Here is a 12,483-nt window from a genome sequence, read left to right as displayed (position 1 = left end):
GCATGTCCGGCGACCACTGCCCCGACGCGACCGGAGCGTCGAGTTTCTCTTCGAGGATCCGAGATGACATCCGAAAGCAGGCGCGACTTCCTGAAGACCGCCGGCGCCCTGGCCGGTGCGGCCGCGGCGATGTCGGTGTTCCCGCCGGTGATCCGCCAGGCCCTGGCGATCCCGGCGCACAACGCCACCCGCTCGATCAAGGATGTCGAGCATGTCGTCATCCTGATGCAGGAGAACCGGTCCTTCGACAATTACTTCGGGACTTTCCCAGGCGTCCGCGGTTTCGGCGATCGCTTCACCATCCCGCTGCCGAACGGGCGAACGGTGTTCCAGCAGTCGAACGGCAGCCGGGTGGTGATGCCCTATCACCTCGACGCCAGGAAGGGCAACGCCCAGCGCGTGACCGGCACGCCGCACAGCTGGAACGATGCGCAGGACGCCTGGGCGAACGGCCGGATGTTCGAATGGCCGCGCTACAAAGAGAACCAGTCGATGGGCTACTACAAGGAGGCGGAACTCCCCTTCCAGTTCGCCCTCGCCAACGCCTTCACCCTCTGCGACGCCTATCACTGCTCGCTGCACGGCGGCACCAACCCGAACCGGCTGTACCACGCGACCGGCACCAACGGCCCGACCGGCGCCGGCGTCGCCGCCGTGGTGAACGAGTGGGACGATTTCGGCCCGTCCAGCCAGGGCTACACCTGGACGACCTATCCGGAGCGGCTGCAGAAGGCCGGCGTCACCTGGAAGGTCTACCAGAACCTGCCGGAGAATTTCGGCGACAATGCGCTGGTCGGCTTCCGGCAGTACCGCCGCGCCAGCGAGGCGATCGGCAATGGCCCGAACGGCCAGCCCTATATCCCCTGGCAGGAAGCCCACGACCAGGCCCAGCCCCTCTACAAGGGCGTCGGCAACACCATGCCGCGCAGCGGCCTGACCACCCCGGCCAGCAACCGGCTGGAGGAGTTCCGGGCCGATATCCAGGCCGGCAAGCTGCCGCAGGTGTCCTGGGTGATCGCACCGGCCACGTATTCCGAGCATCCCGGCCCGTCCAGCCCGGTGCAGGGCGCCTGGTACATCCAGGAGGTGCTGGCGGCGCTGATCGCCGATCCGGACCTGTGGAGCCGCACCGCCCTGATCGTCAATTTCGACGAGAATGACGGCTTCTTCGACCATGTGCCGCCGCCGACGGTGCATTCGCTGAACCCCGACGGCAGCCCGGCCGGCGCCTCGACCCTGCCGGACCAGTCGATCGCCTTCGAGCGCTTCAACTACCCGGTGCCGCCCGGCACCACCGGCCAGCCGAAGCCGGACGGCCGCGTCTTCGGCCCCGGCCCACGCGTGCCCTGCTATATCGTCTCGCCCTGGAGCCGCGGCGGCTGGGTCTGCTCCGAGGTGTTCGACCACACCTCGGTGCTGCGCTTCCTGGAGCGGCGCTTCGAGGTGGCGGAGCCGAACATCCCGCCCTATCGCCGCGCGGTCTGCGGCGACCTGACCTCGGCCTTCAACTTCTTCAACCCGAACAGCGAGCAGCCGCCGCGGCTGCCGAGCCGGACCAAGGCCTCGGCCGATGCCATCCGGGCGCAGCAGGAAGCGCTGCCGCAGGTGCCGGTGCCGGCGGAGACGACCCAGGCCGCGCCGCGCCAGACACGCGGCATCCGCCCGTCGCGGGCCCTGCCCTACGAGCTGAATGTCGGCGCCGAGACCGATGCCGCCGGCAACCGCATCCGGCTGAACTTCGCCAACACCGGCAAGGCGGGCGCCGTGTTCCATGTCTACGACCGGCTGCATCTCGACCGGGTGCCGCGGCGCTATTCGGTCGAGGCCGGCAAGGAATTGGAGGGCGAATGGAACACCGCCCCCGATTTCGGCAAATACGACCTGTGGGTGCTGGGGCCGAACGGCTTCCATCGGCACTTCACCGGCACCGTCGTCGCCGGCGGCCGCAAGCCGGTGCCGGAGATCGCGGTCTTCTACGACAAGCGCGCCTGCGGGCTGATCGTGCGGCTGACCAACAGCGGCAACGCGCCTTGCGTGTTCACGCTCAAAGCCAATGCCTACAAGCTGTTCGATCTGCCCTGGCGGCAGATGGTGCCGCCGCACGGCCGGACTACCGCCTATCTGCCGCTGCTGCTGCAGGGCAAGTGGTACGACTTCACCGCGCGGATCGAGGGCGACGCCCTGTTCACCCGCCGCTTCGCCGGGCGGATGGAGGACGGCGTGCCCAGCGTCTCCGACCCTGCCATGGGCGAGACGGATCTGGCTTGATGGACAGCTCCGCGCCGGTCGCCGGGCCAGCGCGGAGCCCTTCTTGGAATCCCCAATATCGTCATTGCGAGCGCAGCGAAGCAATCCAGGGCCGTTTGACGTGGCCCCTGGATTGCTTCGTCGGCTTCGCCTCCTCGCAATGACGGCGAGGCATTACTGAAACGGTCCCGTTGGGGGAATGGCCAGGCAATCGCCCGACCCCCTACCACTCAAAAGGATCGGTCGTCAGCCGCTTGCCCACCAGCATGGCGTCGGCGACCAGGCGCAGCGGCGAGCCGTCGATGTCGCTGCGGCGGGCGTCCAGCAGCTCGGCGAAATGCGCGTAGATCCGCTCATACTCCTCGCTCGGTGCCTCGGCCACGACCGTGCCGCCGACCGACAGCGCCGCGCCGCCCTTGAACAGGCGGGCCGAGCGGCCGTCCGCCGTCTCGATCGTCATGTGCCATTTCTCGTCGCCCTGCTCGCGCCAGTCGAAATCGGCGGTGAGCGTCGGCGCCGCCGGCTCGGCGCTGGCAAAGACGAGCTGGGCCGCGATCGGCGTCTGCCGGTTCGCCGGATAGGTCAGCTCCGCGCTGCGGACGAAGGGCGTGAACGGCAGGATGCGGGTGAAGATCGACAGGGCGTTGATGCCGGGGTCGAACACGCCGAAGCCGCCTGGCTGCCACACCCAGTCCTGGCCCGGATGCCATTTGCGGACATCCTCGCGCCATTCGATCCGGACCGAGCGCACGCCGCCTTCGGCCAGCAGCGCCCGCGCCGCCTCGACCGCCGGGTTGAAGCGCGAATGCCAGGTGGCGAACAGCACGCGGCCGCGATCGGCGGCCAGGGCCTCGAGATCGGCGAGCTCGGTCAGCGTCGCCGCCGGCGGCTTCTCCAGCAGCACGTCCTTGCCGGCGAGGAGGGCCTCATGGGCAATCGCGTGACGCACTTCCGGCGGCGTGTTGATGGCGACGATGCCGATCTCCGGCCGCGCGGCGTAGAGCTCGGCCGGGGTGCGGAAGCTCGGCACCCCGCCGTGGCTTAGGCCGCGCGAGCTGACCACGGCCGCGAGCTCGAACTCGCCGCTCTTGTCGATCACCGGCAGATGCTGGTCTTGCGAGATCTTGCCCAGGCCGATGACGGCGATCTTGTGCTTAGCCACAGGGTCTCTCCTCCAAGAGCTCGCTTCAGCGCGACTTCTCGCCGCCCGCCGCGACGATCACGGCGATGATGATCAGCCCGGTCAGCACCAGCCGCAACCCGGTTCCGGTGCCGAGCGTGTTGAGCATCGTCACCAGCAGGAACAGGAACAGCGCCGCGCCCCACAGCCCGGGCAGGTTGGCCCGGCCGCCGGCGACGCTGGTGCCGCCGATCACCACCACGGCGATCGAGTTCAGCAGGTAGTCCTTGCCCATGTCGAGCGAGGCGCCGCCGAAATAGCCCGCCATCAGCGCCCCGGCCAGCCCGGCGAAGCCACCGGACAGGGCGTAGGTCGCGAACCGGGTGCGCTCGACCTTCACCCCGGCCAGATGGGCGGCGCGCGGGTTCTGCCCGACCGCCAGCACCGACCGGCCGTAGATCGTGCGCTGCAGCACCACGGCCATGATCGCGGCCAGGGCGAAGCCCGCGACCGCCATCACCGGCACGCCCGCCACCTGCGCCGTGGTGAAGGCGGCGAAACTCTCGGGCGGCGAGATCCGCAGGCCGCGGCCATAGGCGATGGCAACCGACTGGAACACCAGGCTGGAGGACAGGGTGGCGATGATCGGCGGCATGGCGAAGCCGCGGATCAGCGCCCAGTTGGCGATGCCGACGCCGAGGCCGACGGCCAGCGCCGCGGCCAGGCCCGGCAGGATCATGCCGTCCTGCCCGGCCATCACGATCATGGCGACGGAGCCGGAGAGGGCGATGTTGGACGGGATCGACAGGTCGATGTTCCCGGGCCCCATCGCGATCACGAACATCTGGCCGATCGCGACCACGACGAAGAACACGCCGAAGCTGAGCGCGGCGGAGAGCACCTGCCCCGCCCCCTCGCCCGCCGCGAGGACGACCACCGCCAGCCACAGCAGCACGGCGCCGGCCCAGGACCACAGCCAGGGCCGGTCCGTGGTCCAACTCGAGATCCGGGTCATCGCGGCCGCCTCCGGCTGGTCAGTGCCCTGAGGGCCAGGACGATGATCAGGATCGCGCCCTGGGCGCCGATCTGCCAGTCGGGCGAGATCCGGAGGAAGGTGAGGAGCGAGCCGGCCAGCGTCAGCACCAGCGCGCCGGCCACCGCCCCGACCGGCGACACCCGGCCGCCGACGAAGTCGCAGCCGCCGAGGATGGCGCCTGCGATGGACAGCAAGGTGTAGCGCTGGGCGATGTTGGCGTCGCCCGAGCTGGAGAGGCCGAGCAGCGACAGGCCGGAGAGGAGGCCGAACACCGCGGCCAGCGCATAGAGCCCGACCCGGATCTTGAGCAGCGACCAGCCGGCCCGGGCGATCGCCTTCGGGTTGCCGCCGGCACCGCGCAGCACGGCGCCGAGGGCCGAGCGCATCAGGAACAGATGCACCAGCAGGGCCAGCGCGACCGCCACCAGGATCGGCAGCGGCACGAAGGGCGGCTTCCAGCCCATCGCCGCGCGCAGCCAGGCCGGGCTGGCGCCGCCCGGCGAGGGCAGGACAAGGATGGCGAGGCCGAGCCAGACGAAGCTCATGCCCAGCGTGACGACCAGCGACGGCACGTTGCGCCAATGGATCAGCGCGCCCGCCGCGGCATAGGCGAGAATGCCGCCCAGCAACACCGCGGCGCCGAGCCAGGGCGTCTCGACCAGCCAGGTGGCGGCGACGCAGGTGACGAAGCCGACATAGGCGCCGATGCCGAGGTCGAGGTCGTTGACCGTCAGCATGCACATCTGCGCCAAGGTGGCGAAGACGATCGGGATCGCCAGGCCGAGCATCAGGTTCAGCCCGAGATAGCTCATCGTCCTCGGGTTGATCAGGAAGATCGGCAGCAGGATCGCGGCCAGCGACAGGAAGGGCAGCAGCGCCCGCCAGGTGGAGGCGCGGGTCAGGGGCGCGGTCCAGTTCGGCCGCGGGCGGGTCAAGGCGAGATCGGTCATGAGGCGCGGCGCTCTTCTTCCGCGAAGGAGGCCTGGAGGACGGCGGCTTCGGTCAGCTGCGACCGGTTGAGGTCGGCGACGATGCGGTTGTTGCGGAACACGTAGACATAGTCGCAGTGCTCCAGCTCCTCCATCTCCGTCGTGTACCAGAGGAAGCTGCGGCCCTGCTGCGCCTGGGCCCGGATCAGGCCGTAGACCTCGTGCTTGGTGCCGACATCGACACCGCGCATCGGATCGTCCATCAGCACGATCTCGGCGTCGGAGCCGAGGGCGCGGGCGAACAGCGCCTTCTGCTGGTTGCCGCCGGACAGGGTCAGGATGCCACCCGACAGGTCGGGGGCGCGGATGCCGATCCGCTCCCTCCACTCCCGCCCCAGCGCCGCCTCGGCGGTGGGCGAGATCAGGCCGCCGCGGTGCAGCGCCGAAAGCGAGCGGATGGTGATGTTGCGCTCGATCGACCACAGCGGGAACACGCCTTCGGTCTGGCGGTCGCCGGCGACGAAGGCGACGCGGCCGCGCACCTCCGCCCCGCCACGCCGCAGGCCGAAGCGGGACCCGCTGGCAGTGTCGTAGACCCGCTGCAGCAGCCGGCTCTGGCCGTGCCCCGCCAGGCCGGCGAGGCCGATGATCTCGCCCTCCCGCGCAACCAGCTCCAGCCCCGTCGCAGGCCCGGCCGGCACGCGCACCCGGACCGGCGCCGAGCGATCCGCCGCCCTCGCCGCTTCCGCCGCCGTGGAGGCGGCATGGCCCATCGCCGCGACCAGGCCGGGCTTGTCGATCTCGCCGGATCTCCAGGCGCCGACGACGCGGCCGTCGCGCATCACCACGATGCGGCCGGCCGTCGACAACAGCTCGCCTAGGATATGGGTGATCAGGATCACCGACAGGCCTTCGGCCACCCGCCGACGTACGAAATCCAGCAACTGCCCGGCCGCGACCACGTCGAGCGAGGAGGTCGGCTCGTCCAGGATGACCAAGTGAAGCGGCGCGTCCGTCACGCTGAAGGCGCGCGCGATCTCCACCATCTGCCGCCGGCCGATGGAGAGATCCGCCACCTCCGCCTCCGGCGCGATGCCGTGGCCGGGGAAGATGCGGTCGAGCGTGCCGATGATCAGATCGCCGGCCCGCCGCCGCCATCCCGGCCCGGTCAGGCCGGGATGGCTGATGCGGGCGTTCTCCGCCACCGTCAGGTTGGGGCAGAGCGACAGCTCCTGGAACACGCAGCGGATGCCGAGCGCCTGGGCCGGGCCGATGGCGTAGCGGCCGGTGCGGTCCTCGCCCAGCACGGTCAGCCGCCCCCGGTCCGGCGCCAGCGTGCCGGCCAGCACGTTCATCAGCGTCGACTTGCCGGCGCCGTTATGCCCGGCGAGGCCAAGGCACTCGCCGGGCGCGACCGCGAGGTCGACCCCGTCCAGCGCCTTGACCGCCCCGAAGCTCTTGGCCACCCCGGCGAAGTCGACGATCGGTACGGCGACACGATCGGGCTGCATGAGGATCACTCGGCCTTTCCGCTCACCCCGCGGTCGGGGTCGGCGGCAGCTCCTTGCCGGCGGCGACGGCGTCGATCAGCTTCACCACCCAGTCCTGCGGATAGGTGGCGTTGGTGACGCCGCCTTCCGGCGTCTGCGCCAGCCAGTAGTCGAGCTTCGCCTGCTCCACCACCACGGTCGGCAGCCGCAGGTCCTTCGGCACCTCCTTGCCGGCCAGGATCTGCTGCGCCACCCAGAAGGCGACCTGGGCGGCGCCCGGGGCGATCGACAGGCTCATCGTCTCATAGCCGTTCGCCGTCTGCTCCTTCCACCACTTCAGCTCCTCATAGCGGTTGCCCATGATGATCAGCGGCACCTTGCGCCCGGCCGCCTGGAAGGCCTGGGCCGCGCCGTAGCCGTCGCCGCCCTGGGTCACCACCGCGTCGATCTGCGGCAGGGTCGGCAGGATGCCGGCGACTTCGCGCTGCGCCACGGTCTGGGTCCAGTCGCCATGCACCGAGCCGGCGATCGAGAAGCCGGGATGGGCCTTCACCCCCGCCTCGATGCCCTTGTGGATCTCGTCGTCGACGAAGACGCCGGCCAGGCCGCGGATCTCCAGCAGCTTGCCGCCCTGCATCTTGCCGGCGAGATAGTCCATCTGGGCGCGGCCCATGCCTTCGAAATCGATGGCGATGCGCCAGGCGCAGGGTTCGGTGACGATGCCGTCGAAGGAGACGACGACGATGCCGGCGTCGCAGGCCTCCTTGACCGCGCCGTTGATCGCGGTCGGCGACGCCGCATTGACCACGATCGCGTCATAGCCCTGCAGGATCATGTTCTGGATCTGCGCCGCCTGGTCGGTCGGCGAATTGTCGGCGGTGGTGAAGGCCGGCGCCTCGGCCACCAGCTTCTTCTCGACCGCGGTCTTGCCGACCTCGTCCCAGCTCTTCAGCATCGCCTGGCGCCAGGAATTGCCGGCGTAGTTGTTGCTGAGCGCAATCGTCTTGCCCGAGGTGTCGCCGGTGGCGGCGCCCTCCGCCGCCTGGGCCGGCACTGCCGCGACGCCGCACAGGAGCGCGGCCAGAGCCCAGCTTCTCACACCACCCATGGACCAGATCCTCCCGAAATTTTCTGTCCGGAATCACCTCCGGCGGGCCGCACTATGAGATTGATCAGACAAATTGACAAGTGTTCGGCCGGGAGAACAAATGCGCACCTCTTGACCGCCTTCATCCTCGGTCCGTGAGGAGCGAGCATTTTATTCCCAGAAAAATTTTCGTACTCCGAAAAAACAATTTGGAACCTGTTCCTCCGGCACGCATTTCCGGCGCGGCGGGGCTGCGGATCCCGTTCCCACGGCGCTTGGGCCCTCGCCTTGCATTGTCTTATGGGGGAGATGTTCGAGTGAGAATTCTGTCCATCGCGGCGCTCGCCGTGTCCGGCATCGCGGCCTCATCGACAGCCTGGGCCCATGGCACGCTGGAGATGCCGATCAGCCGGGTCTATGCCTGCTACAAGGAAGGTCCGGAGGACCCGAAATCCGAGGCGTGCAAGGCCGCGAAGACGGTCGCCGGCCCGCAGGCCTTCTACGACTGGAATGGCGTGCGCCAGGGCGACGCCGGCGGCAACCACCAGCAGGTGGTGCCGGACGGCCAGCTCTGCTCGGGCGGCGGCGCGGAGTTCCGCGGCCTCGACCTGGCCCGCCCCGACTGGACGAAGTCGTCCATCGTCCCGACGGCGGCCGGCGACTACACCTTCGTCTGGAAGGCGACGGCGCCGCATGCGACCAGCTATTTCCAGTACTACATCACCAGGAACGGCTGGAACCCGAACGCGCCGCTGAAGTGGAGCGACATGGAGGCGTTCGCCACCGTGGCGGGTTCGGCCGCGCAGAAGGTCGGCGACCAGTATCGGATGACGGTGAAGCTGCCCCAGGGCCGGAAGGGTGACCACGTCATCTACGGCATCTGGCAGCGCGCCGACAGCCGGGAGGCGTTCTATGCCTGCTCGGACGTGAAGTTCCCGGGCGACGGCACGCCGGTGCCGACCACGGGCTGGGAGGACCAGGGCCCGCTGGTCGCCAACAGCGACCTGGCCGCCGGCAGCACGGTGACGCTGCGTGTCTTCGACCCGTCCGGGCGCGATGCGGCCAAGCATTCGGTGACGCTGACCGCCGCGACCGGCAAGGCGTCGATGTGGCCGTACACGCTGGCGCAGAAGGTCAATGCGGAATCGCAGATCTTCAAGATCGGCGTGCTGCAGTCGGGCAGCGGCACGGCGAGCATCGTGCCGGCCCAGTCCGCCACCGCCAACCGCGTCTATCTGAGCAAATCCTACGCCGGCTACTCCTACGAGATCGACAAACAGGCGCCGGCTGGCGGCGGTGGCACGACCACCTGGGTCGAGGGCGCGAGCTATACGGTGGGGCAGGTCGTGTCCTATCAGGGCCGCAACTATCGCTGCCTGCAGGCGCACACCGCCTGGGTCGGCGCCGGCTGGAGCCCGGCGACCAGCCCGACGCTCTGGCAGCCTGTCTGACGGTGCCATCCGGCCTGCAGTCGGAGGGCGGCAGGCCGGCCTCTACGAGTGCAGCCGCGCCGCCTGCAGATCCTGGATCAGGAGCTGCGCCGCGCGGGAGGCGGTGGCGCCTTTCCGGGTCACGATCTCGAACGGCGCATCGTATTGCAGGATCTCGGGCAGCAGTGCCCGCAGCCGCCCCTCCTCTACCCAGGGCGTGGCGTAATGCACCGGCAGGAAGCCGAGATAGCCGCCGGACAGGATCAGGATCGCCTGCGCTTCCATCGCATCGACCGTGGCCGCGGCCGAGGCCTCGGACAGGCCGAGCCGAGTCAGGTCGCTCAAGTTCCAGTAGCCGCGGGTGATCAGCCGCTCGCGGCGGATCTCGGCCAGCGTCTCCGGCGCGTCGGGCGCCGCGAACAGCCGGTGCCCAGCGCCGCAGTAGAAGCGGTGCCGTTCCGGATAGAGCGGCGTATAGGCCAGGCCGGGGACGCGGCGCGGGAAGCTGCCGATGGCGAGATCCAGCCGGCCGTCCAGCAGCCGCTTCTCCAGCATCGGCGGCGTGTCGATGGTGACGTGCAGATGCACCCGGTGGTCGCGGCCGCCGAACCGGCGCAGCGCCGCGATCACCGGCGACCCGGGATCGCCGGCGGTGGCGTCGAGCAGCCCGATCCGCAGGTCGCCGGCCAGGCGGGCATCCAGGTTCGACGCCTCGCCGCGGAACGCCTCGACCGCGTCGAGCAGGCGGCGCGCCGCGTCATAGACCGCCCGCCCCTTCTCGGTCAGGCGGAAGCCGGCGCGGCCGCGCTCGCACAGCCGGACGCCCAGCCGCCGCTCCAGCTGCGCCATCTGCGTCGAGACGGTGGAGGCGCCGAGATTGAGCGCCGCCTGCGCCGCAGCGAAGCCCCCGGCATCGGCCACGGTGACGAAGATCCGCAACAGCCGCAGCTCCACATCGGTCACGTTCTTCATGCCGACGAGATTACATCGAGAATCTGCAAAGTGAACGTCGCGGCGCCGCTATTTTTCGGCATTGCAGCCTCTGTCATCCTTCCGGCAACGACACGGTGCAGACGGCGAGGCTTTGCGTGACCTGGACCCTGGATTCCGAGACCGGCGTGCTGCGCGACGTGCTGCTGGCGACGCCGGAGCACTATTCCTGGCAGCCGACCAACAGCATCGCCCGGGCCACGCTGGAGGCCGGGGCGGCCTATGACCACCAGCGGGCCCAGGGCCAGTACCGGCAGATGGTCGACGCCCTCGAAGGCGCCGGCGTCATCTGCCATTACCTGAAGGCCGAGCCGCACCTGCCCTATCAGGTCTACACGCGGGATTCGAGCCAGGTGACGCCCTGGGGCCCGGTGGTCACCCAGCTGTTCCGGCCGCAGCGCCGCGGCGAATACGCCTCGGTGATCGAGTTCTACCAGCGGCATGGCGGCGTCTGGCGCTACTCCACCGACGGCACGCTGGAGGGCGGCGACATCCACATCATCCGCCCGGGCCTGCTGCTGATCGGCTGCTCCGGCGAGCGCACCAACGAGGCCGGCGCCCGCCAGTTCGCGCGCTGGTTCGAGGCCGAGGGCTGGGAGGTGCGGATCGAGCCCTTCCCCGAGCATTTCCTGCATCTCGACGTGATCTTCTGCATGGCCGCCGACGGCCTTGCCGTGGCCTGCACCGAGGTGCTGGACGATGGGCTGCTGGACTGGCTCAAGGCGCACCACATCAAGCTGATCGACGTCACCTACAAGGAGGTGATGCGCATGGGCTGCAACCTGCTGGCGCTGGGCCGCGACCGGGTGCTGTCGCCGAAGCACAGCGCCCGGGTGAACGCCGTCCTGCGCGCCGAGGGGCTGACGGTTCTGGAGCCGGAGCTGGATCTGCTGGCGGCCGGCGGCGGCAGCATCCATTGCATGACCATGCCGCTGAAGCGCGATCGGGTGTAATCAGGAGCCATGCTCACGCTCAACCCACTCCTCGCCGCCGTCGCGGCGCCGCCGATCGCCGAGGCCCAGCGCTGGGTCGAGGGCCGCAGCTTCCCGGCCGACCGGCCGCTGATCGACCTGGCCCAGGCGGTGCCCGGCTACGCCCCGCCGGAGACGCTGGTGGCGCATCTGGCGGAGCGGCTGCGCGACCCCGCCGTGCACCGCTACACCGCGATCCTCGGCCTGTCCGCCCTGCGCGATGCGCTGGCGGCGCGCTTCGCCCGCTATTACGGCGGCGCCATCGGTCCGCAGAACGTGGCGATCACCGCCGGCTGCAACCAGGCCTTCTGCCTGGCGATGGCGGCGCTGGCCAGGCCCGGCGACCAGGTGGTGCTGCCGCTGCCCTATTACTTCAACCACCGCATGTGGCTGGATGCGATGGGCGTCGAGGCGCTGCATCCGGCCTTCCGGCCCGATGCCGGCGGCGTGCCGGATGTCGAGGAGGTGGCGGCGCTGATCACCGACCGCACCCGCGCCATCGTGCTGGTGACGCCGAACAACCCGACCGGTGCGATCTACCCGGCCGAGACCCTGCGGGCCTTCTACGCCCTCGCCCGGCGCCACGGCATCGCGCTGGTGCTGGACGAGACCTATATCGACTTCCTGCCGACCGACGACCGGCCGCATGACCTGTTCGAGGACCCGGACTGGCCGTCGACCCTGGTGCATCTCTACAGCTTCTCCAAGGTCTTCGCGATCACCGGCCACCGCGTCGGCGCCCTGACCGCCGGGCCGGCGCTGATGGCCCAGGTCGAGAAGGCGATGGACTGCGTCGCCATCTGCGCCCCGCGGATCGGGCAGGAGGCGGCGCTGTTCGGCCTGGAGCAGCTCGACGGCTGGGTCCGGTCCAACACCGCCTCGATGCGCGAGCGGGCGACCGTGTTCCGCGCCGCCCTGTCGGGGCTGGAGGGCTGGCGCCTGGTCAGCCTGGGCGCCTTCTTCGCCTATCTCGAGCACCCCTTCCCCGGGCGCGAGGCGGTCGCGGTGGCCCGCGGCTTGGCGCTGGAGCAAAATGTGCTGACCCTGCCGGGCAGCATGTTCGGGCCGGGGCAGGACCGTTTCCTGCGCGTCGCCTTCGCCAATGTCGGCAGCGACGCGGCCCCCATCGTCGCCGACCGGCTGACGGCGGCGCTGGCGTCCCGCGACGCTGCATAAAAAACAC

Annotated in this window: 10 protein-coding genes; 4 read left to right on the top strand and 6 right to left on the bottom strand. The window is 70.0% G+C overall.

What is annotated here, in order from left to right; translation table 11 throughout:
- Nucleotides 1-63: 63 nt before the first annotated feature.
- A complete protein-coding gene (locus KXR53_RS27240) occupies nt 64-2,268 on the top strand; it encodes a phosphocholine-specific phospholipase C (protein WP_437378448.1) in 2,205 nt (734 codons plus the stop codon).
- Between the two features lie 202 nt (nt 2,269-2,470).
- On the opposite strand, the gene KXR53_RS27235 is transcribed toward KXR53_RS27240, so the two are convergent.
- From KXR53_RS27235 to KXR53_RS27215, 5 genes are read right to left on the bottom strand one after another with little or no spacing between them, the layout of a single operon-like run.
- On the bottom strand, nt 2,471-3,409 hold the full coding sequence (locus tag KXR53_RS27235; RefSeq protein ID WP_437378447.1) for a Gfo/Idh/MocA family protein: 939 nt from the start codon (nt 3,407-3,409) through the stop codon (nt 2,471-2,473).
- 25 nt (nt 3,410-3,434) lie between these two features.
- The gene (locus tag KXR53_RS27230; RefSeq protein ID WP_437378446.1) at nt 3,435-4,382 is read right to left on the bottom strand and encodes an ABC transporter permease; all 948 of its coding nucleotides are present in this window, start codon (nt 4,380-4,382) and stop codon (nt 3,435-3,437) included.
- On the bottom strand, nt 4,379-5,353 hold the full coding sequence (locus tag KXR53_RS27225; protein WP_437378445.1) for an ABC transporter permease: 975 nt from the start codon (nt 5,351-5,353) through the stop codon (nt 4,379-4,381). The genes KXR53_RS27230 and KXR53_RS27225 overlap by 4 nt, the downstream gene beginning before the upstream one ends.
- Entirely contained in the window at nt 5,350-6,843 is a 1,494-nt protein-coding gene (locus tag KXR53_RS27220) for a sugar ABC transporter ATP-binding protein (protein ID WP_437378444.1), read from the bottom strand. The genes KXR53_RS27225 and KXR53_RS27220 overlap by 4 nt, the downstream gene beginning before the upstream one ends.
- A gap of 22 nt (nt 6,844-6,865) precedes the next feature.
- Nucleotides 6,866-7,930: an ABC transporter substrate-binding protein gene (locus tag KXR53_RS27215; RefSeq protein ID WP_437378443.1), complete on the bottom strand. Its 1,065-nt coding sequence runs from the start codon at nt 7,928-7,930 to the stop codon at nt 6,866-6,868.
- A 296-nt stretch (nt 7,931-8,226) separates the two neighbouring features.
- Between KXR53_RS27215 and KXR53_RS27210 the strand changes: the two genes are divergently transcribed.
- A complete protein-coding gene (locus KXR53_RS27210; protein WP_437378442.1) occupies nt 8,227-9,360 on the top strand; it encodes a lytic polysaccharide monooxygenase in 1,134 nt (377 codons plus the stop codon).
- A gap of 42 nt (nt 9,361-9,402) precedes the next feature.
- On the opposite strand, the gene KXR53_RS27205 is transcribed toward KXR53_RS27210, so the two are convergent.
- Nucleotides 9,403-10,311 (bottom strand): LysR family transcriptional regulator, encoded by a 909-nt coding sequence (locus tag KXR53_RS27205; protein WP_437378441.1) that lies wholly within the window; start codon nt 10,309-10,311, stop codon nt 9,403-9,405.
- Between the two features lie 116 nt (nt 10,312-10,427).
- On the opposite strand from KXR53_RS27205, the gene KXR53_RS27200 reads away from it, so the two are divergent.
- On the top strand, nt 10,428-11,282 hold the full coding sequence (locus KXR53_RS27200; protein ID WP_437378440.1) for a dimethylarginine dimethylaminohydrolase family protein: 855 nt from the start codon (nt 10,428-10,430) through the stop codon (nt 11,280-11,282).
- 9 nt (nt 11,283-11,291) lie between these two features.
- Nucleotides 11,292-12,476, top strand: coding sequence for an aminotransferase (locus tag KXR53_RS27195; RefSeq protein ID WP_437378439.1), 1,185 nt, complete (start codon nt 11,292-11,294; stop codon nt 12,474-12,476).
- The last annotated feature ends 7 nt before the right edge of the window (nt 12,477-12,483 follow it).

This window comes from Inquilinus limosus (genome assembly GCF_051487185.1).
Taxonomy (GTDB): Bacteria; Pseudomonadota; Alphaproteobacteria; order DSM-16000; family Inquilinaceae; genus Inquilinus; species Inquilinus limosus_F.
The sequence above is the reverse complement of the archived record's forward strand: the minus strand, read 5'-3'. Positions and strand labels throughout refer to the sequence as shown.